At 56.2% G+C, this 24,431-nt stretch carries 21 protein-coding genes and 2 tRNA genes; 13 read left to right on the top strand and 10 right to left on the bottom strand.

Annotation, left to right across the window (positions count from 1 at the left end):
• The 4 genes from VW41_14405 to VW41_14390 all read right to left on the bottom strand — a co-directional run bounded on the left by VW41_14405 (nt 1) and on the right by VW41_14390 (nt 4,400).
• Nucleotides 1-1,281, bottom strand: a complete 1,281-nt coding sequence (locus tag VW41_14405; GenBank protein ID AJZ90125.1) for a gamma-glutamylputrescine oxidoreductase — start codon at nt 1,279-1,281, stop codon at nt 1-3.
• Nucleotides 1,278-2,771: an aldehyde dehydrogenase gene (locus VW41_14400; protein ID AJZ90124.1), complete on the bottom strand. Its 1,494-nt coding sequence runs from the start codon at nt 2,769-2,771 to the stop codon at nt 1,278-1,280. The genes VW41_14405 and VW41_14400 overlap by 4 nt, the downstream gene beginning before the upstream one ends.
• A gap of 281 nt (nt 2,772-3,052) precedes the next feature.
• Nucleotides 3,053-3,610, bottom strand: coding sequence for a transcriptional regulator (locus tag VW41_14395; protein ID AJZ90123.1), 558 nt, complete (start codon nt 3,608-3,610; stop codon nt 3,053-3,055).
• 25 nt (nt 3,611-3,635) lie between these two features.
• Nucleotides 3,636-4,400, bottom strand: a complete 765-nt coding sequence (locus VW41_14390; GenBank protein AJZ90122.1) for a gamma-glutamyl-gamma-aminobutyrate hydrolase — start codon at nt 4,398-4,400, stop codon at nt 3,636-3,638.
• Between the two features lie 212 nt (nt 4,401-4,612).
• Between VW41_14390 and VW41_14385 the strand changes: the two genes are divergently transcribed.
• Nucleotides 4,613-6,031: a gamma-glutamylputrescine synthetase gene (locus VW41_14385; GenBank protein AJZ90121.1), complete on the top strand. Its 1,419-nt coding sequence runs from the start codon at nt 4,613-4,615 to the stop codon at nt 6,029-6,031.
• A 378-nt stretch (nt 6,032-6,409) separates the two neighbouring features.
• Nucleotides 6,410-7,798 (top strand): Putrescine importer PuuP, encoded by a 1,389-nt coding sequence (locus tag VW41_14380; GenBank protein AJZ90120.1) that lies wholly within the window; start codon nt 6,410-6,412, stop codon nt 7,796-7,798.
• 124 nt (nt 7,799-7,922) lie between these two features.
• Here the strand turns inward: VW41_14380 and VW41_14375 are convergent.
• The 3 genes from VW41_14375 to VW41_14365 form a co-directional block, all read right to left on the bottom strand.
• Nucleotides 7,923-7,998: transfer RNA gene (locus VW41_14375), tRNA-Asn, on the bottom strand.
• Between the two features lie 292 nt (nt 7,999-8,290).
• Nucleotides 8,291-10,072: an X-Pro aminopeptidase gene (locus tag VW41_14370; GenBank protein AJZ90119.1), complete on the bottom strand. Its 1,782-nt coding sequence runs from the start codon at nt 10,070-10,072 to the stop codon at nt 8,291-8,293.
• Between the two features lie 21 nt (nt 10,073-10,093).
• On the bottom strand, nt 10,094-11,548 hold the full coding sequence (locus tag VW41_14365; GenBank protein AJZ90118.1) for an AMP nucleosidase: 1,455 nt from the start codon (nt 11,546-11,548) through the stop codon (nt 10,094-10,096).
• Between the two features lie 200 nt (nt 11,549-11,748).
• On the opposite strand from VW41_14365, the gene VW41_14360 reads away from it, so the two are divergent.
• Nucleotides 11,749-13,386, top strand: a complete 1,638-nt coding sequence (locus VW41_14360) for a chemotaxis protein (GenBank protein AJZ90117.1) — start codon at nt 11,749-11,751, stop codon at nt 13,384-13,386.
• Here VW41_14360 and VW41_14355 read toward each other — a convergent pair.
• Nucleotides 13,383-14,303 (bottom strand): LysR family transcriptional regulator, encoded by a 921-nt coding sequence (locus VW41_14355; GenBank protein AJZ90116.1) that lies wholly within the window; start codon nt 14,301-14,303, stop codon nt 13,383-13,385. The genes VW41_14360 and VW41_14355 overlap by 4 nt on opposite strands.
• Before the next feature lie 111 nt (nt 14,304-14,414).
• On the opposite strand from VW41_14355, the gene VW41_14350 reads away from it, so the two are divergent.
• The 4 genes from VW41_14350 (at nt 14,415) to VW41_14335 (ending at nt 17,293) form a co-directional block, all read left to right on the top strand.
• Nucleotides 14,415-15,422, top strand: coding sequence for an NADPH:quinone reductase (locus VW41_14350; GenBank protein AJZ90115.1), 1,008 nt, complete (start codon nt 14,415-14,417; stop codon nt 15,420-15,422).
• Between the two features lies 1 nt (nt 15,423).
• Nucleotides 15,424-15,729 carry an antibiotic biosynthesis monooxygenase gene (locus VW41_14345; GenBank protein ID AJZ90114.1) on the top strand — a complete coding sequence of 102 codons (306 nt, stop codon included), beginning with the start codon at nt 15,424-15,426 and terminating at the stop codon, nt 15,727-15,729.
• Between the two features lie 61 nt (nt 15,730-15,790).
• Nucleotides 15,791-16,444, top strand: coding sequence for a dihydropteridine reductase (locus tag VW41_14340; protein AJZ90113.1), 654 nt, complete (start codon nt 15,791-15,793; stop codon nt 16,442-16,444).
• 150 nt (nt 16,445-16,594) lie between these two features.
• A complete protein-coding gene (locus VW41_14335) occupies nt 16,595-17,293 on the top strand; it encodes a transcriptional regulator (GenBank protein AJZ91984.1) in 699 nt (232 codons plus the stop codon).
• A gap of 11 nt (nt 17,294-17,304) precedes the next feature.
• Here the strand turns inward: VW41_14335 and VW41_14330 are convergent, their stop codons facing one another.
• Both VW41_14330 and VW41_14325 read right to left on the bottom strand, forming a co-directional pair.
• Nucleotides 17,305-17,940, bottom strand: coding sequence for an N-acyl homoserine lactone synthase CroI (locus tag VW41_14330; GenBank protein AJZ90112.1), 636 nt, complete (start codon nt 17,938-17,940; stop codon nt 17,305-17,307).
• A gap of 557 nt (nt 17,941-18,497) precedes the next feature.
• Nucleotides 18,498-18,573, bottom strand: a tRNA-Asn gene (locus VW41_14325).
• 191 nt (nt 18,574-18,764) lie between these two features.
• Here VW41_14325 and VW41_14320 point away from each other — a divergent pair.
• The 6 genes from VW41_14320 (at nt 18,765) to cbl (ending at nt 24,403) form a co-directional block, all read left to right on the top strand.
• Nucleotides 18,765-19,130: a copper resistance protein gene (locus VW41_14320; GenBank protein ID AJZ90111.1), complete on the top strand. Its 366-nt coding sequence runs from the start codon at nt 18,765-18,767 to the stop codon at nt 19,128-19,130.
• Between the two features lie 48 nt (nt 19,131-19,178).
• Nucleotides 19,179-21,065: a protein-disulfide reductase gene (locus VW41_14315; GenBank protein ID AJZ90110.1), complete on the top strand. Its 1,887-nt coding sequence runs from the start codon at nt 19,179-19,181 to the stop codon at nt 21,063-21,065.
• Nucleotides 21,062-21,691, top strand: coding sequence for a DSBA oxidoreductase (locus tag VW41_14310; GenBank protein ID AJZ90109.1), 630 nt, complete (start codon nt 21,062-21,064; stop codon nt 21,689-21,691). Before VW41_14315 ends, VW41_14310 begins: the two co-directional genes overlap by 4 nt.
• On the top strand, nt 21,681-22,184 hold the full coding sequence (locus VW41_14305) for an alkyl hydroperoxide reductase (GenBank protein AJZ90108.1): 504 nt from the start codon (nt 21,681-21,683) through the stop codon (nt 22,182-22,184). The genes VW41_14310 and VW41_14305 overlap by 11 nt, the downstream gene beginning before the upstream one ends.
• A 250-nt stretch (nt 22,185-22,434) precedes the next feature.
• Entirely contained in the window at nt 22,435-23,352 is a 918-nt protein-coding gene (locus VW41_14300) for a nitrogen assimilation transcriptional regulator (GenBank protein AJZ91983.1), read from the top strand.
• Between the two features lie 106 nt (nt 23,353-23,458).
• Nucleotides 23,459-24,403: a transcriptional regulator Cbl gene (gene cbl / locus VW41_14295; GenBank protein ID AJZ90107.1), complete on the top strand. Its 945-nt coding sequence runs from the start codon at nt 23,459-23,461 to the stop codon at nt 24,401-24,403.
• Nucleotides 24,404-24,431: the final 28 nt, after the last annotated feature.

The following is a 24,431-nucleotide window of genomic DNA, read 5'->3' as shown; positions in this document are numbered from 1 at the left end:
TTAAACCCCAAGGCGATCGCGAAGACTGTAGTAAGCCGCCCCCATGGCGGTAAACGGAATACGGAACGTTCGGCCACCCGGGAACGGGTAGTGCGGCAGGTTAGCAAAGGCATTGAAGCGCTCCGCATCACCGCGCAGCAGCTCTGCAATCAGGCGGCCAGCCAGATGGGTCCAGGTGACGCCGTGCCCGCTGCAGCCCTGGCTGTAGTAAATATTTTTATCCAGACGGCCCACCTGTGGCAGGCGGGACAGCGTCAGCAGGAAGTTTCCAGTCCAGCTGTAGTCAATTTTCACGCCCTTCAGCTGCGGGAAGGTTTTCAGCAGGTTTGGCATCACCAGGCGCTCAATATCCGCCGGGTCACGCGCGCCGTACACCACGCCGCCGCCGTACAACAGGCGGTTATCGGCGGTCAGCCGATAATAATCCAGCAGGTAGTTACAATCTTCCACGCAGTAATTTTTCGGGATCAGCGAGCGGGCAAGATCTTCTCCGAGCGGCTCGGTGGTTAGCACCTGCGTGCCGCACGGCATGCTACGTTTCGCCAGCTCGGGTTCGAGTTTGTCGCCGAGATAGGCGTTACCAGCGACAATCACGTACTTCGCCGTCACCTTGCCTTTCGCCGTGCTGACCACTGCCGGGCTGGCGTGCTCAATATGGGTCACCGGAGACTGTTCGAAAATACGCCCACCGTTCAGGCGAATCGCATTGGCCTCACCAATGGCCAGGTTCAGCGGGTGAACATGGCCGCCGCTGTGGTCGAGCAGGGCACCTACATAGCGGTCGCTGTTTACTTCGCGTTTCAGCTCGCTGGCATCCAGCAGTTCAAGCTGGGTGTTGCCGTAGCGCTCCCAGTTGGTCTTTTGCTCTTCCAGGGTTTCCAGTTGTTTGTGGTTCATCGCCACAAACAGGCCGCCCGGGCGATAATCGCAGTCAATCTGGTAGCGTTTGATGCGCTCGCGAATAATTTCCCCGCCTTCAAACATCATACTGCCGAGCATTTTGGCCGCTTCCGGGCCATAACGGCGCTCAATTACGTCGATATCGCGGCTGTAGGAGTTCACCAGTTGCCCGCCGTTGCGCCCGCTGGCACCGAAGCCGATGCGAGCGGACTCCAGCAGCACCACGTCAAAGCCCATTTCGGACAGATGCAGCGCGGACGACAGGCCGGTATAGCCGCCGCCGACCACGCACACGTCGCAGGTGACGGACTCGGTTAACTGCGGGAAGGGCTCATAGTGGTTGGCGCTGGCCGCGTAATAGCTGGTGGTATGTTCAGTCATGATGAAGGCTCCAGGGCAATCCAGATGGTTTTCAGTTCGCTAAATTTCTCAAGGGCGTGCAAGGATTTGTCGCGGCCGTTGCCGCTCTGCTTGTAGCCGCCGAACGGGACGGTCATATCGCCGTCGTTGTAGTTATTGACGAAAACGGAACCGGCTTTAAGGCCGCGGCTCATACGGTGGGCGCGGGAGAGATCCCGGGTCCAGACGGCGGCACCGAGGCCGTAGTCGCTGTCGTTGGCAAGGGCGAGCGCCTGAGCTTCGGAGGTGAAGCGGGTGACGACGAGTACCGGACCGAAGATCTCTTCCTTGCCGACGCGGGCATCCGCCGCGGTGTCGGTGAAAATTGTCGGGCCGATAGCCGCCGGGTGGGCGCTATTCCGCCCGTCGAGTGTGAGCTTGCCCTGGCTTTCGCCGTCGCGAATAAAGCCGTGTACGTTGTCGGCGTGGGCGCTGTCGATCAGCGTCCCCATAGTGGTGTCAGGATCGAGCGGATTACCGGGCTGCCAGTTTTTAGCCTGTTCTTTCAGCAGGGCAATAAACGTATCGGCGATGCTCTCCTCCAGCAGCAGACGCGTACCGGCGATGCAGACCTGGCCCTGGTTGTAGAAAATACCGGCGGCGGTGGTGGCAGCGGCTTTTTGCAGATCGGGGCAGTCGGCAAAAACGATATTGGCGCTTTTGCCGCCGGCTTCGAGCCAGACCCGTTTCATATTGCTGTCGCCGGCATCTTTCAGCAGCTGTTTACCGGTGCGGGTGGAGCCGGTGAAGGTAATCACGTCCACGTCCGGATGCTGGGCCAGCGCCTGGCCCGCCTCGTGACCAAAGCCGGTCACAACGTTAAACACGCCGTCCGGCAGGCCCGCTTCTTTGGCCAGCGCCGCAAGACGAATGGCAGACAGCGGTGATTTTTCAGAAGGTTTTAGGATCACGCTGTTGCCGGCCGCCAGCGCCGGGCCAAGCTTCCAGCAGGCCAGCAGCAGCGGGAAGTTCCAGGGCACAACAGCGGCAATCACGCCCACCGGTTCACGCACAATCAGCGCCAGTTCGTTAATGCCGGTGGTGGCGACCTCGCCGTACACTTTGTCGATGGCTTCGGCGTACCAGCGAATAGCGCGGGCGCTGCCCGGAATATCATCACGCAGGCTATGGCGGATAGGTTTGCCGGTGTCGAGGGTCTCCAGCAGCGCCAGCTCCTCGTGATGCTGTTCCATTAAATCCGCCAGCTTGCCCAGCACGGCTTTGCGTTTTGCCGGAGAAGCCTGCGACCAGTCGCCGCGATCGAACACGGCTCGGGCGGCCTGGACAGCAATATCGACGTCCGCTTTTTTGCCGCGAGCGACTTCGGCAAGGTTACGCTGCGCAAAAGGGTCGACGGTACTAAACGTTTCGCCGTCTTTGGCAGAGCAATATTCGCCATTAATAAACAGACGCGTTTCCGGCGAGGTATTTTTGGCTTTCTCCTGCCAGTAATTAAGATGCTGAAAGTCCATGATGACTCCTTTTATTCAATCGGATAAATGGCCTTACTGGGTTCTTCAGGCAAATTTGGGCTGCAAAAAGCCCCAGGAAATAAGTCCTGTTAAAAACGTTTTTAAATAAGGCCTGAATAACTCAGGCCTCTGGCTACAAACAGACCGTAGGTGAGAGAAGAAACACCTGGGCTGCTAATTAATGCGCCCGGAAAATCAATTTATTGATTTTCTGCTGTTAGCCACAAAGAGGGAACGATCATGCTTTTCCCTCTTTGTTAGCCTTATCAGGCCAGAAAAAATTAGAACGTGGTGGGGGTGTGGGCGCTGATAATGCGGCAAATACCTGCCGAGGTGTTGCTGAAGCTGTGCGGCATGCTGGTGTTAATAGCATAGCTTTGCCCCGCAACCAGGTGCCAGGTCTGGCCGTTTACGGTCAGAACCACTTCACCTTCCAGTATCGTGCCCGTCTCCTCACCCTGGTGTTTGATCCTCTCGCCGGTGGTTGTGCCCGGCTGATAGGTCTCAATGATCATCGCCAGCGTACGGTTAGGATTCCCATTGTGTATTAATTTCATTGAAACACCCTGACTGCCTATTTCAATCAGGTCGTCGTAATTAATAACCACCTGCGGCTCATCAGGTTTTTCCGGTTCCGCGAAGAACTCGGAGAGCGACAGCCCGTAGACTTTCAGCAGCTTTTGCAGCGTACTGATGGCAGGACTGACTTTGTCCTGTTCTATGGTGCTGATGGCGCTATGCGTTAATCCAGACAGTTCGGCGGCACGACGTTGAGAAAGACCCAATTGCTGGCGGATCTCTGACAAACGTTTACCCGGCGCCAGGCCGTCATCGCTCATATTGGCATTTCCTTAACAGTAGTGGTCAGAGTCGCTGTTTTTCAGACAGGTGCTTCTGACAGGCGTTGATAAAACCTTCAAGCAACAAACGCGACAGGGCGTATTCGCTACTGTTCCATTCTGGGTGCCACTGTACGCCGAGGGCAAAAGGATGATCGTGAACGCTTGCCGCTTCCACCAGTCCATCCTGCGATCTTGCCTCTACGCGCAGTAGCGGGCCCACCGTTTTCGCTCCCTGGCCATGTAATGAGTTAACCCAAAACGTGTTGCAACCCGGTATTAAATGCGAAAGCAATCCTCCCTCCTGTACCTGAACTTCATGTGAAGGTGCGTACTGCTGCTCCACGGGAAGCTCAGGATCTTCACGGTGTTCCAGAAGCTGAGGCTGATCGCACAGGCGACGATACAGAGTCCCGCCTGTGGCGACAACCAGTTCCTGCAAACCCCGGCAAATGGCGAAAATGGGAATGCGCCTTTTGAGCCCGGCGGCGATAAGCGCCATGCTCAGTTCATCACGCCCAGGATCGGCGTCAGGCTCATCGCCGTTTTCACCATAAAGGTGCGGCTGCACGTTGCTGGGGCTGCCCGGCAGGAAGATCCCGTCCAGTTTAGGCAGTAGCGCATTCAGCAGTTCTGGCTCTGCAAGTGCATGGGGGAGGGCAATCGGTAATCCGCCGGCGTTCAATACGGCATTCAGGTATTTTTCTTGCAACGTCTGGGTCTGATGACCCTTAAGCCTGTTCCTGCACATCACGACACCAATCACTGGCTTGTCAAATATATCGACCATGATCAACCTCACATTATGGACTAAATTATTTCCAAACGATTCCATGTTGCCCGTATCCGTTCAATATTTTTTCAATCTAGCAGCGGTGTAACGTCCTTGCAAACTTAAATTAACATTTGACAAACATTTTAATTCGCACCATTGTCGAAGAGTGGACATTATATTTAACGGTCGACATCAGCGACCGGCATCCAACGCAACGGCGGTGAATCATGGAAACCAATATCGTAGAAGTTGAGAATTTTGTTCAGCATTCCGAAGAGAGACGAAGTAGCGCGTTTGCACGCGAAGTGAATACCTTTCTTGAACGTTATCCCAATACCCAATATGTCGATGTCCTGCTCACTGACCTGAACGGCTGCTTCCGTGGAAAACGTATTCCGGTGGCCGGACTGCGTAAGGTAGAAAAGGGCTGCTACTTCCCGGCGTCAGTGTTTGCCATGGATATCCTCGGCAATGTAGTAGAAGAGGCCGGGCTGGGGCAGGAGCTGGGTGAGCCGGATCGCCGCTGCGTACCGGTGCCGGGAACGCTGACTCCCTCGGCGGCCGACCCCGAGTTTATCGGGCAGATGATGCTGACCATGCTGGATGAAGATGGCGCTCCCTTTGACGTTGAGCCGCGGAACGTGCTGAACCGACTCTGGCAGCAGCTGCGCCAGCGTGGCTTGTTCCCCGTGGTAGCGGTAGAGCTGGAGTTCTATTTAATTGACCGCCAGCGCGACGCCGAAGGCTATTTACAGCCGCCCTGTGCGCCGGGCACCGACGACCGCAATACCCAAAGCCAGGTTTACTCCGTCGATAATTTAAACCACTTTGCCGATGTGCTGACTGACATCGACGACCTGGCTCGCCTGCAGCTGATCCCGGCCGACGGGGCGGTGGCGGAGGCCTCCCCCGGGCAGTTTGAAATCAACCTGCACCACACCGATAACGTGCTGGATGCCTGCGATGATGCGCTGGCGTTAAAACGCCTGGTGCGAACTGTCGCAGAGAAGCATAAGATGCACGCCACTTTTATGGCGAAGCCGTATGAAGAGCATGCGGGCAGCGGGATGCACATCCACATCAGCGTGCTGAATAACAAAGGTGAAAACGTGCTGGCGGACGCCGATGGTGAAGACTCAGCGCTGCTGAAACGCGCGCTGGCGGGCATGATCCACCTGATGCCGTCTTCTATGGCTCTGCTGGCGCCGAACGTGAACTCATGGCGTCGCTTCCAGCCGGGGATGTATGTCCCGACCCAGGCTTCCTGGGGGCATAACAACCGCACCGTGGCGCTGCGTATTCCTTGCGGCGACCGGGACAACCACCGCGTGGAGTATCGCGTGGCGGGGGCAGATGCCAACCCGTACCTGGTGATGGCGACGATTCTGGCCGGCATTTTACACGGGCTGGATAACGACCTGCCGCTGCAGGAAGAAGTTGAAGGCAACGGGCTGGAGCAGGAAGGGCTGCCGTTCCCAATCCGCCAGAGCGATGCGCTATGGGAATTTACCCAGAACGACCATCTGCGCAGCCTGTTGGGCGAGCGTTTCGCCCACGTTTTCCATGCGTGCAAGCACGATGAGCTGGTGCAGTTTGAGCGTTTAATCACAGAAACTGAAATTGAGTGGATGTTGAAAAACGCCTGATTGTGCCGCCTGCCCGCCAGAGCAAGCCTGGCCGGGCAAGTGGATACATAAGTAGCATCATACGGACTGAGCGGAGCCAGGCCGGACGTTTTGCAGGGCAACCTGCCATTTCCCGGAGTCGCGTAATGGAGCGCGGGCGGCAACGGGTCTTCAGTTAACGACAATGTGTACGACGAGGAAATGAAATGATGCAGACGCAAATGTTTAAATATCCGCACGGCGAGGGCGAACGCTGCTGCCGCATTGATAACGACGGGCCAGCGGCCTGCGTGAACCTTATTCCCGTTCCCCGACAGTTACGATTAACCCCCAGGCTAAGCAGGTTTGCCCGAACGAAGAACGTTTCGCAAACCTGTATCCGCGTGGGGGAACATCGTCATGGCGACTAATTCCTCCGTAGACATGGCTTCGCAGGCGGGGAAACCGCAGCTGCGCAAATCTCTGAAACTCTGGCAGGTGGTAGTGATGGGGCTGGCCTATCTCACGCCGATGTCGGTGTTTGATACCTTTGGTATCGTGTCCGGCATCAGCGACGGTCACGTCCCGGCGTCCTACCTGCTTGCGCTGGCGGGGGTGCTGTTTACCGCCATCAGCTACGGCAAACTGGTGCGCCAGTTCCCGCAGGCCGGTTCAGCCTATACCTATGCTCAAAAGGCCATTAGCCCGCACGTTGGTTTTATGGTGGGCTGGTCGTCGCTGCTGGACTATTTGTTCCTGCCGATGATTAACGTTCTGCTGGCAAAAATTTACCTCTCGGCGCTATTCCCTGAAGTCCCGCCGTGGATTTGGGTGGTAGGTTTTGTCTGCATCCTGACGGCGGCCAACCTGAAGAGCGTCAACCTGGTGGCGAACTTCAACACCCTGTTTGTGCTGGTCCAGATAGCCATCATGGTGGTGTTTATTATTCTGGTGGTGCAGGGGCTGCATAAAGGCGAGGGCGTGGGCACCGTCTGGTCGCTGCAGCCGTTTATCAGTGAAAATGCGCACCTGATCCCGGTCATCACCGGCGCGACGATAGTCTGTTTCTCGTTCCTCGGTTTCGATGCGGTCACTACGCTGTCGGAAGAGACACCGGACGCGGCGCGCACCATCCCGAAAGCTATTTTCCTGACTGCGGCCTACGGCGGCATTATCTTTATTGTGGCATCGTTCTTTATGCAGCTGTTCTTCCCGGACATCAGCCGCTTTAAAAATCCGGACGCGGCGCTGCCGGAGATTGCGCTGTACGTCGGCGGCAAGCTGTTCCAGTCTATTTTCCTCTGCACGACCTTTGTGAATACCCTGGCTTCCGGGCTTGCCTCCCACGCCAGCGTTTCTCGCCTGCTTTATGTGATGGGGCGTGACAACGTATTCCCGGAAAAATACTTCGGCTACGTGCACCCCAAATGGCGCACCCCGGCGCTGAACGTGATCATGGTGGGTATTGTGGCACTGTCCGCGCTGTTCTTTGACCTGGTGACGGCCACGGCGCTGATTAACTTCGGTGCGCTGGTGGCCTTCACCTTCGTCAATCTGTCGGTGTTCAACCACTTCTGGCGTCGCGAAGGCCGCAACAAAACCTGGCGCGAGAAGCTGCACTACCTCATTCTGCCGCTCATTGGCGCGGCAACAGTGGCGGTGCTGTGGGTGAACCTCGAAGTGACGTCCCTGACGCTGGGCTTGGTGTGGGCCGCGGTGGGTATTCTGTATCTGGCCTTCCTCACCCGCCGCTTCCGCAGGCCACCGCCGGTGTTTGACGCCAGCAAAGCCGAACGCGCCTGGGAATAACACGGCCCGCGTTAGAGAATAAAAGCCCGCTTAAGCTGAATTAAGCGGGCTTTTTTTGTGGCGGGTTTTGCCGGCGCAGAAAAGCAAAAAGCCTGCTTAGTTTCCTAAGCAGGCTTCTTAAATATGGCTCCTCTGACTGGACTCGAACCAGTGACATACGGATTAACAGTCCGCCGTTCTACCGACTGAACTACAGAGGAATCGTGTGAACGGGGCGAATACTAACGGGGTGAGTCTGGGTTGTCAAAGGCTGTTTTGGTGAAATGCGTTCAACTGCCGATTAATCCAGCAACTCAATGAAAAAGGCCGCAAAAGCGGCCTTAACAGACAGCTGGCAAAGCCCTGGCGAGGGAAGAAGTACCCGACGGCTCATTTAAACAAACAGGAAAATCAATTCATTGATTTTCGGCTGATAACCACCCAGAGGGAAAAACCACGCTTTTTCCCTCTGGGTCAGCACCTATAAAAGGCCGCAAAAGCGGCCTTAAACGGTTACTGCTTGCGCTGTTGACTGACGGGCAATGTGGCGGCTTCCAGCCACTCCCGAACTTCTTCGTTCACCCGTGGGGAGAGGGTGTCCCGCACCTGCCGGTGGTAATCGTCAAGCCAGGCGATGTCCTGCGGGCTGAGCAAATCAACGTCGACGGCGGACAAATCGATAGGGATCAGCGTCAGCGACGCGAATTTGCAGAAGCCTGGCCGGGAGGCAATCACCTCGACCTGGTTTTCGATACGGATCCCGTGGGTGTCCGCCAGGTAATAACCCGGCTCGATGGTGATGATGTTGCCCGGCAGCATCGGCCACGGGCTCACCTTCTTCGCCATACGGTGCGGGTTTTCGTGGATCATCAGCCGGTGGCCGACGCCGTGCCCGGTACCGTGGTCGTAATCCAGCCCTAGTTCCCACAGCGGGCGGCGGGCAAAGGCATCGAGCTGGTGGCCCTGAGCCCCCTGCGGGAACTGCAGTGAAATCAGCGCCAGGAAGCCTTTCAGCACGGCGGTGTAGTGCAGGCGGCGGGTCGCATCCAGCTCACCAAAGCTGAGCGTGCGGGTGGCATCCGTTGTGCCGTTGATATACTGCCCGCCGGAATCATTGAGGTAGAACTGCGCGGCGGTGAGGGCGAAATTCGTTTCCGGCGAAGAGTGGTAGTGGCACATCGCGGCGTTGCTGCCCGCTGCGGAAATGGTACTAAAGCTTTGCTCGGTAAAGGTGGAGCCCTGCTGGCGGAAGCTGAGCTGTTTTTCCTGGGCCTCCAGCTCGGTGACTGGATTGCCTGCGGCTTCGCGGCGCGGCACTTCTCGGGTCAGCCAGGCAAGGAAATTCACCCAGGCCACGCCGTCTTCGATGTGGCTGTCGCGGTAGCCCGCCAGCTCGGTCTCGTTCTTATTGGCTTTGATAAGCGTCACAGGATCCGGCGCCCACAGCACGCTGCCCCCGCCTTGCTCCACGGCAAAGCGTACGGCGACCGGCGCAGAGTCCGCGTCGATGAGAATGTGTTTCCCGGTCGCTACCTGCTGGCAGCGGGCAAGGAATTCAGCCATCGGGCGGATGGTGATGCCGCTGAGCCAGGCTTTATCCAGCTTCCGCAGTTTGCCTTCCGCCACAAACCATTCAATGTCGCCCCTGGCGCTCGCCAGCGCGAAGGAGTGCGGCACCGGGCTCATCGGAATGTCCGAGCCACGCACGTTCAGCAGCCAGGCGATATTGTCCGGCTGCGTCAGCGCCAGATAATCGGCTCCTGCCTGGCTCAGCGTCTGGGCGATCCGTGCCCCCTTTGACGCAGAGCTTTCGCCGCTGATGTCGTCCGGCATGGCGATAATTTCACCGCAGGGTGCCGCCGGGCGATCTGGCCAGATAGCATCGAGCGGATCGTCATCCAGCGCCACCAGATCGCAGCCGCTGGTGCGCAGGTTTTCGTACTGGCTGTTGACCATCAGCAGCGATTCGAAGGCAATGCGTTTGCCCGCCGGAAGGTTATCTCGTAGCCAAAGGTGAAGCGGCTCGTCGTGCAGATGATGAATCTCAAACTCCTGCAGATTCACCTGATGGCGAGCCTGCACCTGATAGCGCCCGTCCACAAACAGCAGGGCGCGGTCGGCAAGCACTAGCGCCAGCCCGGCGGAACCGGTAAAGCCGCTGATAAACTCAAGTTTATTGTCATGAGGCGCACAGTATTCGCTCTGATGGGCATCGGCGCGCGGCACGATGATCCCATCCAGCTCGCGCTCCCGGAGCAACGCCCGCAGCGCGCCGAGTGATGAAGTGTGTTGCATCCAGCTTCCTTATTATTTTTGTTAACGGAACGGCGGTTCGTTGAAGGTACGCAGCTTGCGCGAGTGCAGCTTTTCCCCTTCGGCACGCAGCAAATCAATGGCGCGAATGCCAATTTGCAGGTGCTCCGAAATCGCCCCTTCATAGAAACGGTTGGCCTGGCCCGGCAGCTTAATTTCGCCATGCAGCGGTTTGTCCGAAACGCACAGCAGCGTGCCGTAAGGCACCCGGAAGCGATAACCCTGGGCGGCAATCGTTGCGCTTTCCATGTCGATAGCCACCGCGCGGCTGAGGTTGAAGCGCAGCGCAGAAGCTGAATAACGAAGTTCCCAGTTACGGTCATCGGTGGTGACCACCGTGCCGGTGCGCAGCCGCTGTTTAACTTCTTCGCCCGGCATCCCGCTCACCTGTTTGGTGGCGTCGTAAAGGGCGCGCTGGACCTCGGCGATGCTTGGAATAGGAATGTCCGGCGGCAACACGGCATCCAGAACGTGATCGTCACGCAGGTAGGCGTGGGCCAGCACGTAGTCGCCAATCTGCTGGCTTTCACGCAGGCCACCGCAGTGGCCAATCATCAGCCAGGCATCCGGACGCAGCACCGCGAGGTGGTCACAGATGGTTTTGGCGTTTGACGGGCCAACGCCAATGTTAATCAGCGTAATGCCGCTGCCGTTTTTGTCGATCAGGTGCCAGGCCGGCATCTGGTGTTTTTTCCACGCCAGGTCGGAAATCGCTTCTTCCGGGGCTTCCGTTTCGGCGGTAAGCCAGGTACCTCCGGCGCAGGACAGCGCGATATACGGGCTGTCCGGATCGAGGATTTGTTGGCAGCCCCAGCGAACAAATTCGTCCACGTAACGGGTGTAGTTGGTGAACAACACGAAGGGCTGGAAGTGCTCCACCGGCGTGCCGGTGTAATGGCGCAGGCGAGCCAGCGAGAAATCTACCCGGCGAGCGTCGAAGTGCGAAAGCGGCCAGGCTTCCGTCGGGTGGAACAGGCCGTCGGCGGTTTCATCGCCAATTTGTGACAGCTCGGTGGTCGGGAAATGGCGCGTCAGCCCGGCGCTCATGGTGCGGTCGAGATTCAGGCCGTCAATCACATAAGGATAAGGGATCTCGTGCTGAGAAGGGCCAACTTCAATGTGGACGCCATAGTCTTCACACAGCAGGCTCAGTTGCTCGTTCAGGTAGCTTTTAAACAGCGCGGGACGCGTCACCGTGGTGGTGTAGCTGCCGGAGTGGGTAAAGCGGGCATAGGAGCGGGTATTTTTCGGGCCGCGGGGAACGCCGTCCCAGCTGACCCGCAGTTCCGGGTAGACAAACAGCCCGTCGGAACGCGCGTCTACGTCCGGCAGCGTGCCTTGTTGGGTGTAGAGGGCAATCGCGTCGCGAAGGGCGGTTACCGAGTTTTCATACAGTGCTTCCAGCTTGTCCAGGGCTTCAGCAGGCGTCAGCCCCTGGCATACAACGTTATTATTCATTGATTCTCCTTTACCGGTTCTGGCCGGGTTAGTGTCTCAGTATGTCACGCCGGGAGCAGAACGGAAGCGGAAGACGGGGAGAGTTGCGAGCCTCATAAAAAATTCATCACAAATAAATGAATACCCGCGTAAAGATTGCCGATAACCCCTGTGATACCCGAGCTTGATGGGATAACGACAATAACGATGAGGGGAATGACATGGGGATGTTAAAGAATTTTACCGTGCGCCGGGTGCTGCTCACCGTACTGGGGCTGTTTTGCCTGCTGTGGTCAGCCGTGGGCGTGTTTACCGTTTATTCACTGGCGAAGCTGGGGGACGGCAACGCCGTTGACCATCAGCTGGTGTCGCAGATGACTATTCTGAGTAAAGGTAATGACCAGTATTTTCGCTTTATTACTCGCCTTTCGCGGGTAATGGAGGCGAAGGCTGCCGGGGAAAGTACCGACTTTAAGCCCGTTCAGGAAGCGCTGGACAACATGAAAAGCGAGCTTGAGCGTCTGAAGAGCGTTTCTCCTGGGCCAATGGATCCGGTCGTTTCTGCCGACGTCATAGAGAAATGGCAGCAGCTTTTGGATAGCGGCGTGGCGGTGCAGATGCAGCTTGCTCAGCAGGGGAGCGCGGGGGATTATCGCCAGCAGGCCACTCAGGTGACGCCTCCGCTCAGCCGCGCCTTTGGCGCCAGCAGCAGCAAGTTTACCGCCGTGGCCGAAGAGCGGCTTGATCGGACGAGGGTTGCCGTGGACTCGCTGACTCGCCTGATGAAAGTCACCGTAGTGGTCGCCATTGTTATTGGGCTGCTGATCCTGCTGTTTACCGACCGCTATCTGGTGAACCTGCTCGTGAAGCCGCTGGATCGTATTCGGGATCATTTCTCGGTGATTGCTAAAGGCGACCTCAGCCATCCGGTTGAGGACTTTGGGCGAAACTGCGTCGGCAAGTTATTCCCGCTGCTGGCCGGGATGCAGGGCAGTCTGCGTGAGGCGGTGAGCGCGATTCGCAGCGGCACCGAGAACATTTATCGTGGCTCGGCGGAGATCTCCTCCGGCAATAACGATCTCTCTTCGCGAACCGAAGAGCAGGCCGCCGCGCTGGAACAAACCGCCGCCAGCATGGAGCAGCTAACGGCCACGGTTAAATTCAACGCCGAGAATGCCCGCCAGGCCAGCAGCATTGCGGAGAAAGCATCACAAACCGCCAGCCGCAGCGGCAAGCTGGTGGGCGATGTGGTTGTCACGATGGAAGGGATCTCCGACAGTTCCCGCAAAATCAGTGAGATCACCAGCGTCATCAATAGCATTGCATTCCAGACCAACATTCTGGCGCTTAACGCCGCCGTCGAGGCCGCACGCGCAGGTGAGCAGGGCAGAGGTTTTGCCGTAGTGGCGGGGGAAGTACGTAATCTGGCCAGCCGCAGCGCGGGCGCGGCGAAAGAGATTGAAACGCTGATTGCCGACTCGGTAAGCCGGGTGAATAGCGGATCGGCGCTGGTGAACGAGGCGGGCAACACCATGAAAGAGGTACTGCAGGCCGTGTCTGACACGACGCAAATCATGAAGCAAATTGCCTCGGCGACGGACGAACAGAGCAAAGGCATTTCTCAGGTGAGCGTGGCGGTGAGTGAAATGGACAGCGTGACTCAGCAAAACGCCGCCCTGGTGGAGCAGATCTCGGCGGCTGCGGCGGCGCTCGAAGGCCAGACTGAAATGCTGCAAAAAGCGGTGTCGCGTTTCCGCCTGTCCGGACGTGAGGAACAGGCCAGGGAAGAAACGAAGGTAAAACCTCAGGCAAAAGCCGCCGCCGTTACCACTGCGGGGGATGACTGGGTTACGTTTTAAGCTTCTATAACGGGCAGGGTGCGCATCGCGTTTTCGCAGCGTGCCTTGACCGCCGCATGCAACAGCCTCACCGTAGTAGACAACTGCTTACGGTGCGGGCAGATCAGATTCAGCGGAATGCTGTCCCCTTCATACTGCGGCAACAGCAGCTTTAAGCGGCCTTCCTGGACATCTTCGCTGACGTCCAGCCAGGATTTGTAGGTAATGCCTTCACCTTTCACCGCCAGCCTGTGGATCACTTCTGCATCATCGCTCATCATCGAGCCTTTCACCGCCACCTGCAGCATTTTGCCGTGCCGGCTGAACGACCAGCTATTGTGCACCCGCCCCCGAAGAACAAACGTCAGCGCATTGTGCTGAGCCAGATCGGCAAGAGTTTGAGGTTCACCGTAGCGAGCAAGATAGGCCGGGGAAGCGACCAGCACGCGGCGGTTTTCTGGCGCGACCGGCAGGGCGATATACGACGCATCATCGTTATTGCCATAGCGAAAGGCCACATCCACCGGGTCTTTAAACACATCGGTTATTCGATCGGAAAACAGAAGCTTCAGGCTTAGCGCCGGGTAAGTGCTGCGAAATTGCTGAAAGACGTCGAGCAGGAGATTGCGCCCCAGGTCTGAAGGCACGGCGATTTGTAGCGTGCCACGCACTTCGTCGCTGGGCGGCTGGATCTGTTCGTACCCGGCATCCAGCGTCTGCAGCACCTGCTGGGCATAAGGCAACCAGGCTTCACCTTCAGGCGTCAGGCGCAGGCTTCGCGTTGAGCGGGCAAAAAGGCGAATATTGAGGTTTTGCTCCAGGCGCTTAATGGCGGTGCTGACCTGGGCCGGCTGCAGCCCGGCTTCTCTGGCGGTATCGCTAAAACTGTTTAACGCCGCCGCCCTGACAAACAGCGCAAGGTCTTCCAGCCTGAGCATTTTCACTCTCCGAGTATAAGTGTTGTTTCCTGACGCCGGTTTTTCACCTTCAGCGCTCCTTGTACCATGATTTTACTAAATTGATGAACCCATTACCTTATTGGAGCTGCTATGAAAGCTATTGCTATTACTCGCGCCGCAAAAGACGGCAGCAACATTGATGCACTGCAGGACATTACGCTGCCGAAGCCCGTTGCTCAGGGCCATGACATTCTGGTGGCGGTGAACGCCATTTCCGTTAACCCCGTTGATACCAAAGTCCGCAGTGGCTTTAGCGGCGACGCACCCCGCGTGCTGGGCTGGGATGCAGTAGGTACCGTTGTGGAAGTCGGTGAGGCGGTAACGCTTTTCAAACCGGGCGATGCCGTGTGGTATGCCGGGTCGCTGACCCGCCCGGGCAGCAACAGTGAATTTCAGCTGGTGGACGAGCGCATTGCGGCACTCAAACCTCAGTCCGTGGAAAATGCTGCTGCAGCCGCATTACCGCTGACGGCTATCACCGCCTGGGAAATGCTTTTCGACCGCCTTGGTATTCCGGAAAACGGCGGTGAAGATGATGTGTTGCTGATTGTGGGCGCGGCCGGTGGCGTAGGATCCATTCTGACCCAGCTAGCCCGCAGGCTGACAAAAGCCACGGTGATTGGCACGGCTTCTCGCCCGGAAAGCCAGAAGTGGGTGACCGAACTCGGCGCACACCACGTCATCAACCACAGCCAGCCTTTGACCGAAGAGTTGCAGCGTATTGGCATTAAGCACGTTACGCACGTTGCCAGCCTGACCAATACCGAACAGCATTATGCCCAGTTGATTGAAGCGCTGATCCCACAGGGGAAATTTGCGCTGATTGATGACCCGGTGGCGCTGGACGTCCGCGCGCTCAAGGCTAAAAGCATTTCGCTACACTGGGAATTCATGTTTACCCGCTCGATGTTTGTCACCAGCGATATTATTGAGCAGCATAATCTGCTGACGAGAGTCGCCGCGCTTCTTGACCAGGGCGTGTTAAAAACTACGCTCGGTGAACACTATGGCACAATTAACGCGGGCAACCTGCGCCGCGCCCACGCGCTGCTGGAAACCGGGCGCGCGGTGGGCAAAATCGTGCTGGAGGGCTTCTGATATGGCGATGACCGAAACCCTGACCATTATTGCGATGCTGAAAGCAAAGGCGGGCCAGCAGGAGAATCTCAAAGCCGCGTTGAAAGCGCTGGTTGCGCCTAGCCGCCTTGAGCCGGGCTGCCTCGACTACACGCTTTTTCAGCTTAAACAAGAGCCTGATAGGTTTTATGTTCGCGAGTCGTGGCGGGGTCAGCAGGCGCTCGACCTGCACAATTCGCTGCCTCACTTCCAGGCGTTTGTGACACAGATGGACGCGCTGCTGGCGGAGCCGCTGAAGCTGGTGCCGCTGGACGAAGTGGCCCTTTAAGTTATATCCGCGGCGGCCAGGCTGGCTGCTGCAAAATACAGAAACTGATTTGGAAATAGTGATGAATATTATTGATGCTGCCTCCCGCCGTTATGCCACGAAAGCTTTTGATGCGTCTAAAAAAATTGCCGCTGAAGATGTGGATAAAATTAAAAATCTGTTGCGCCTGAGCCCATCCAGCACCAACTCACAGCCGTGGCATTTCATGCTGGCCAGCAGTGATGAAGGCAAGGCGCGCATTGCCAAAGCGACCACCGGGCCTTACGCGGCAAACGAGCCTAAAGTGCTCAATGCATCGCATGTCGTGGTGTTCTGCGCCAAAACGGTTTATGACGATGCGCACCTGCAAACGCTGCTGCAAAAAGAGCAGGAAGATGGCCGTTTTGCCACGGAGCAGGCAAAAGAAGGGCAGCACAAAGGCCGCTCTTTCTATGCCAATAAACACCGTTTTGACATGAAAGATGCGCAGCACTGGATGGAGAAGCAGGTTTACCTCAACCTGGGCACGCTGCTGCTGGGCGTTTCCACCCTGAACATTGATGCCGTGCCGATTGAAGGCTTTGATGCCGCCGCGCTGGACGCAGAGTTTGGCCTGCGTGAAAAAGGGCTGACCAGCGTGGTGATGGTGGCGCTGGGCTACCGCAGCGTGGAAGATTTTAATGCCGGGTTGCCGAAGTCACGCCTCGACTTTAGTCAGATTCTGACTGAAATCTAAGCGTATGATGATTATGTGATTTAACTTTTATTTTTACGCAGGAATGGATATTAGGCCATTCCTGCGTTTATTCATCAAATCGGTGGCATTGAGGTGTGGCAAGAGAAGGGAAATGATCTATACTTTGCTCTCTTAATTCTACGGATGGCCATGGTTGTGAAGGACACTTATTATAACGACAGCAAAGTAAACTCATTAATTCAGCGCGAACTTGATGAATTTATTCTGAATTACAAACATACGACCTACGCGTATGCTGTGATGAATAAGAAAGACCCTTCCCAAATGCGTATTATTAATAACAATCCGCAATGGTTTAACATTTATCTCGAAAACAAATATCAATTTATTGACCCAGTGATTGTCCGGTCTCTCAGTAGCCTGGAGGATTTTTCATGGGACAGCGGGATGATGGTCTCATCCGGGTATACGCTGAAGCGTATTTTTGACGAAGGTTCGCAGCACAACATTGTGCAGGGGCATACATACCCGCTCCATGATTATGTGAATAACCTTGTCGTGCTTTCACTGATCAGCCATCAGCCTTCGGAAGTCAATCTCACTGAAAACCGTGAGGCAGTGATTGCCTTCTTTATCAAACTGCACCAAAAGATGCTGAATTTATACAGCGATATTCGACAGAAAAAGAATGTTTTCCTGTCGCCCCGTGAACAGCAAATTCTGCAGTGGGTGTACGCCGGAAAAACCTATGCGGAAATCGCCGTCATACTGTCAATTACCGAACGCACGGTTAAATTTCATATGGGCAATGCCATGAAAAAACTCGGCGTTAATAATGCTCGTCACGCGGTTAAACTCAGTATCGAACTCAGACTGCTGGATGCCTGAGTCGAGAGTGGTTACAGGTGCTGGAGCTGGGTAAGCGTGTCGCGCAGCCATGCGCTGTTTTTATCTTTGTTAATAATATCTTCGATAATCTGCTGATTGGCGGGCATAAAAATATAATAAACAGCCTCGCCCTTTTCTGAGAGCCCCTTCTGCAGAACTTCAACTTTCCAGTCTGCCTGGCGGAAAATAGCGTACATCCCCCGACTGGTCACCGCGTGCATGCCGGGATAGCCATTTTTGAGGCAATACATAATCATTGCCAGAAATAAAGCTTTACTGGCGGGTAGGGTACGTAAATTCCCTTCGTCACGACGATTTTTATCTAAAAATAATCGGGTGATTTCGCAGCACGGAATATCTTTTGGCAAACTAATGTTATTAAAATATTGATGAAATATTTCATCAGTCATGGTCGGATGTTTGGCGTCAATAAAGCGTGCGCCACAAAATAATTGGCCTTCCGACATGCCCATTAAATAAGTTGTATTTGCGTTATCGAACTGATCTCTTTCCTGATTATCTTCACATTCCACCTTCCATTCGAGCCGTTCATGAAATGTTTTTTTGCGTAACGCATACAGTTCCCGGGCGAGGCCTGGGTGTAAATCATTATGATTACTTATAAAAAACTCAATTGCAGAACACATAGCGTATCCCTGTATGTGGAAGTCCCCCTGTACTTAAAGACAGCTTTTTTTTGCCTAAGGCCTTCTCTAAACTAAAAAAATCCTGACCGGCCGCGCCAACACGCAAGCGGGTCAGGCGGTCAAAGACCTGAGCAACACCAAGGAAAATGTTCACAGATTATTATCTAGTACACCGATTTCCCGATGCACAAGATTGTAAGCACTTGTAATTTTACATTACAAAAAATAAAAATAAAGAAACTTAAGCCCCTGCGTTTGCGGGGGCTTTTCTTTTATATCTATCACGATCCCTACACGTTCTCTACAGTTCCCTGCAATATGCCGCAATTCTTCGTCAAAATTTACTAACATAACGACCAGGATACTGAAAAATATTTTATAAAACAGCGGGGTTTCATTGCATGAAAAGCGTACACCATAGCTCAATAGTAGCCGACTAATTTAAAATGTGAACCGCTGGCGCGAAGGAATAATGAATTTTGTGAAGAGGTAAGTATCATGCGGAAAATCAAAAGCAAAAAGCCCGCTTAAGTTTCCTTAAGCGGGCTTCTTAAATATGGCTCCTCTGACTGGACTCGAACCAGTGACATACGGATTAACAGTCCGCCGTTCTACCGACTGAACTACAGAGGAATCGTGTGAACGGGGCGCATATTAGCGAGGCAGCACTGGCTTGTCAAAGCCTCCAAAGCGCCTTTTGTACCGTTTGCCGATAAAACAAGCAAACATCGCCAGGAAAGATGCTCAGACATAACTTTACAGCACAAAGATTGCCAATCTTTTGCCAGCCGCTAAGATAAGCCGGGTTAAACAGTGAGGACCTGATGGTAAAACAGCGGCGTATAGGGATTTGGTTTCTTTACCTGGCATGTGTTGTGGTACTGGTTTGTACCGCACAGCGCATGGCGGGCCTGCACGCATTGCAGATGGAAACCGTGACCAGCGCTGTTGCCACACAGTCCGACAATCCGCAGGCGGACGGTGACTCGCCGGTCACGCCGTGCGAACTTAGTGCCAAATCGCTGTTGAGCGTGCCGCCCGTTTTGTTCGATGGCGCATTGTTCGCGATTTGCCTGTTGCTTTCACTGTTGGCGCCCGTGCGTGCCACGCGGATGCCGTTTTCTCCTCCAAGAGCCACTTCACCACCCACCCTCAGGGTGCATCTTCGTTTCTGCGTCTTCCGTGAATGACAGACCGGCTGTGACCCACAGTTAGTTAATCATTTATGGAGAAAAAACATGTTTATTCGCTTCAGGCAGGCGCTGCTGTGCCTGCTCATGCTATGGCTGCCCGTGTCCTGGGCCGCAGAGTCTGGCTGGCTGCAATCGCCGGATAACGATCACGCCAGCGTCAGGCTGCGCGCTGATACCTCGGGTGACAACGAAACTCGTCTTTTACTGGACGTGAAGCTCGAAAAAGGGTGGAAAACCTACTGGCGATCGCCTGGGGAAGGTGGCGTGGCGCCGGCTATTGCCTGGCAGGGCGAAATGCCAAAAGTTGAGTGGTTCTGGCCCACGCCCTCGCGCTTTGACGTCGCCGGGATCACAACCCAGGGCTACCACGACCGGGTCACCATTCCGATGGTGTTTCACGGCCAGGTGCCGGCCACTATCCGCGGGGTGCTGACGCTCTCCACCTGCAGCAACGTCTGCCTGCTGACCGATTATGCCTTTAGCGTCACGCCTTCCGCGGCAGATGCTCAGTTCGCCCATGACTTCGCGCAGGCAATGGGGCAAGTGCCGGTTGAAAGCGGGTTGACCGACTCGCTTAAAGCGGGCTATCGCCAGGGAAGCCTGGTTATCGATGCTGTGCGTACCGGGGGCTGGACGGAGCCGGGGCTTTATCTCGACCCGCCGGAAGAGGCCGATCTTGGCAAGCCAACGTTCCGCATTGACGGTGACTCGCTGCAGGCCACGGTGCCGGTCAGCGACAGCTGGGGTGAAGGCGCCCCGGATCTGCGCGGGAAATCGATTACCCTGGTTCTGGCCGACAACGGCATTGCTCAGCAAAACACGCTCACGATTGGGTCAGCGTCGGCAGCGGCAGGGGGGAATGATGCCTTCCCGCTTTGGCAGGTGGTGCTGATGGCGCTGGTGGGAGGCCTGATCCTTAACCTGATGCCGTGCGTACTGCCGGTGCTGGGGATGAAGCTCGGGTCTATTCTGCTGGTGCAGCAGAAAGACCGGGGCCTGGTGCGGCGCCAGTTTTTAGCCTCGGTCGCGGGGATAATCGCTTCCTTTATGGTGCTGGCGCTGCTGATGACCATTCTGCGGCTGACCAACCAGGCGCTGGGCTGGGGCATTCAGTTCCAGAACCCGTGGTTTATCGGCTTTATGGCGCTGGTGATGCTGGCGTTCAGCGCTAACCTGTTTGGCCTGTTTGAGTTCCGGCTCTCTTCCAATATGAACACTCGCCTGGCAACCCAGGGGGGCACCGGCATGGCCGGGCATTTCTGGCAGGGCGCTTTTGCTACGCTGCTGGCGACACCGTGCAGCGCACCTTTCCTTGGCACGGCGGTAGCCGTGGCGCTCACGGCTTCGTACCCGGTGCTGTGGGGGCTCTTCCTGGCGTTAGGGCTGGGGATGAGCCTGCCGTGGCTGCTGATTGCGCTGCGTCCCGGTCTTGCTATGCGCTTGCCGCGCCCGGGGAAATGGATGACCTGGCTGCGCCGGGTGCTTGGCCTGCTGATGCTCGGCTCTGCGATTTGGCTGGCAAGCCTGCTGCTGGTGCATTTCGGGGTTTCAGGCGGCAAGCCGGCACAGGAAAACATCGCCTGGCAGCCACTCAGCGAGCAGGCGATTCAGGACGCGCTGGCCCAGCATAAGCGCGTGTTTATCGACGTCACCGCCGACTGGTGCATTACCTGCAAAGCCAACAAATACAACGTGCTCAACAAAGAGGATGTGCAGGCTGCGCTGCAGGCGCCGGATGTGGTTGCCCTGCGCGGCGACTGGACGCTGCCGTCTCAGCAAATCACGGACTTCTTGAGAAGCCGCGGCCAGGTTGCCGTGCCGTTCAACCAAATTTATGGCCCAGGCCTGCCGGACGGCAGGGTGCTGCCGACGCTGCTGTCACGCGACTCGGTACTCTCGACCCTGGATGAAGCCAAAGGAACAACACCATGAAATACGCTTTTATTTTAATCCTATCTCTGTTCTCCAGCCTGGCGCTGGCGGCAAAAGAAGCCCCCGCGCCGTTTTCCGCCGAGCAGCAAAAGCAGCTTGAAGTGCTGATTGAGCAGGCGCTGTTTAACGATCCGGCCAGCCCACGCTTCGGCGCCAAGAAACCGGTGTTAACCCTGGTAAACTTCACCGACTACAACTGCCCTTATTGCAAACAGCTCGACCCGATGCTGGAAAAGATTGTGCAGAAATACCCGGATGTGGCGGTGATTGTGAAGCCGTTGCCGTTTAAGGGCGAAAGCTCCGTGCTTTCGGCGCGTACGGTGCTGACCACCTGGCGCCAGCACCCGGACCAGTTCCTGGCGCTGCATGAAAAGCTGATGCAGAAGAAGGGCTATCATGATGCGGCGAGCATTGCGGCGGCGGTTGAAAAAAGTGGGGCAACGCCGGTGACCCCGGACGAAAAAAGCATGGAAACATTAAGTACTAACCTTCAGTTAGCGCGCATCGTGGGCGTGCAGGGTACTCCCGCCACCATTATTGGTGATGAAATGATCCCCGGTGCGGTGCCGTGGGAAACGCTGGAAGAGGTGGTTAAAGAAAAGCTGGCGGCTGCCCATGGCAAGTAAACTACGGCGCTGGCTGCGGGAAGGATTAATCCTGCTGGTTTTACTGGCAGGTGTGATGCTGGTGATGGACTGGTGGCGCGCGCCTCAGTCGCCGGTGGCTTTTGATGCCACGCCGCTGCACACGCTGGACGGGCAGGATGTTACCCTCGGTGCGCTGAGTGCGGATCGTCCGCTGCTGGTTTATTTCTGGGCCAGCTGGTGCGCCGTGTGCCGTTTCACCACGCCGGATGTGGCGAAGCTACAGGCCGAAGGTCAGAACGTGATGACTATCGCGCTTCGCTCCGGCAATGAAAGTGAGGTTTCCCGCTGGCTGGCGCGCAAAGGCGTTCATTTCCCGGTGGTCAACGATGCCGACGGGGCTATCTCCCGCAGCTGGCAGATAGGCGTCACGCCCACGTTTGTCATCATCGATAAAGGCCAGGTGGTGTCCACCACCAGCGGCTGGACAAGCTATTGGGGAATGAAAATGCGCCTGTGGTGGGCCGGGGTGTGAGTCATCGTGTCGGCTTATCACCGGCACGCTTTTTATCCCTTTAAATGCACCTTCATGGTGCATTTGTACCTCTTATGGGGCATAAGCAAAACCCTCGTTTCGTTAATCCCCGCCGGGGCTTTATCAGTTTCTCTTATTATCCAGCCTGTTATCTCGTTTGTGCAGAGATTTCAAAATGTGGCAAGCATATTGCAAAACCTTTAACGACATCACTGCCATGACTGGCTGGCACACCGTAATAGGGGGCAAAATGAATTTAAGACGACTGAAGTACTTCGTAAAAATCGTTGATATTGGCAGCCTGACTCAGGCGGCAGAAGTACTGCACATCGCACAGCCGGCGCTTAGCCAGCAGGTTGCCACTCTGGAAGGGGAGTTGGATCAGCAACTGTTGATCCGCACCAAACGCGGCGTCACGCCGACGGAAGCGGGGAAAATTCTTTATGCCCACGCGCGAACCATTTTGCGCCAGTGTGAGCAGGCCCAGTTGGCGGTAAATAACGTTGGCCAGACCATGCACGGCCTTGTTTCTATTGGCCTTGCGCCGGGGATGGCGGCTTCCTCTATCACCATGCCGCTGCTACAGGCCGTGCGCGCTGAACTGCCGGATGTGCAGGTGTATCTGCATGAAAATAGCGGCTCGCAGTTGAATGACAAATTGCTTAGCGGGCAGCTTGATATGGCGGTGTTGTATGACCGCACGCCAACGGCGGGGCTGACCAGTCAGCCGCTACTGAAAGAAGATTTGTTCCTCGTGGGCACCCGCGACTGTCCGGGTAACAGCGTTGATTTATCGGACGTTGCCGCGATGAATCTTTTCCTGCCCCGCGACTACAGCGCGGTACGCAAGCGCGTGGATGAGGCTTTCTCCCTGCGCCGCCTGACGGCAAAAATTATCGGTGAGATCGAGTCCATTTCTACCTTAACCGCGGCCATTGCCAGCGGCATGGGCGTGACCGTTCTGCCGGAATCCGCCGCCCGTTCGCTTGCTGATTCTGCCGGCGGCTGGATGGCTCGCATCACCAGCCCGTCGTTAAATTTACCTCTGTCGCTGAACCTGTCCGCGCGTTTGCCGCTGTCTCCTCAGGCCCAGGCGGTAAAAGAAATTCTTATGTCTCTGGTCACTCGCCCGGCGCTGGAAAATCGCGAATTGATGCTGGTGGGTTAAGTCCGCTTATTACTAAATGGAATAGGTTGCTGGTTTTTATTATTTGTCCCGCCGGGGCTGTGACTTTAACAATGGTGTAAAGAACAGTCATGATCCCGGGGGCGATGTGAATTTCCAGCAACTTAAAATAATCCGCGAGGCGGCGCGACGGGACTACAATCTCACCGAAGTCGCCAATATGCTTTTCACCTCTCAGTCTGGCGTCAGCCGCCATATTCGCGAGCTGGAAGAAGAGCTGGGGATTGAAATATTCATTCGCCGCGGCAAACGGTTATTAGGTATGACCGAACCGGGTAAAGCCCTGTTGGTGATTGCCGAACGTATTCTCAATGAAGCCAGCAACGTGCGTCGCCTGGCTGACCTCTTTACCAACGACACCAGCGGGGTGCTAACGATAGCGACCACCCACACTCAGGCTCGCTATAGCCTGCCGGTGGTGATCAAAGCCTTCCGCGCCTTATTCCCTGAAGTCCGGCTGGAGCTGATTCAGGGCACGCCGCAGGAAATCGAATCGCTGTTACACAGCGGGGCAGCGGATATCGGCATCGCCAGCGAACGTCTGAGCACCGACCCTCTGGTTGTCGCCTACCCATGGTTCCGCTGGTACCACAGCCTGCTGGTTCCGCAGGGGCATCCGTTAATTCATACCAGCCCGCTAACGCTGGACGACATTAGTCGCTGGCCGCTGATCACCTACCGTCAGGGCATTACCGGCCGCTCCCGTATAGATGAAGCGTTTGCCCGGCGTGGTTTAACCGCGGACGTGGTGCTCAGCGCACAGGATTCTGACGTGGTAAAAACCTACGTTGAGCTTGGTCTGGGTATTGGGCTGGTGGCAGACCAGGCCAGCGGCGAAGAGGGGAGTCTGGTGCGGCTGGACACGCGCCACTTATTTGACGCGAATACCGTCTGGCTCGGGATCCGCCGCGGGCAGCTGCAGCGTAACTATGTCTGGCGTTTTATTGAGCTGTGCAACCCAGAGCTGTCGGTCGAAGAGATTAAGCGCCTGGCGCTGGAGCCGGAAGAACCCGCCATCGATTATCAAATTTGATATTTCCTTGCCCTGACCAGGGTAATTC

The sequence above is a fragment of the Klebsiella michiganensis genome (genome assembly GCA_000963575.1).
Taxonomy (GTDB): domain Bacteria; phylum Pseudomonadota; class Gammaproteobacteria; order Enterobacterales; family Enterobacteriaceae; genus Cedecea; species Cedecea michiganensis_A.
Note: the sequence above shows the minus strand (reverse complement) of the source record. Positions and strands in the feature narration are given on the sequence as shown.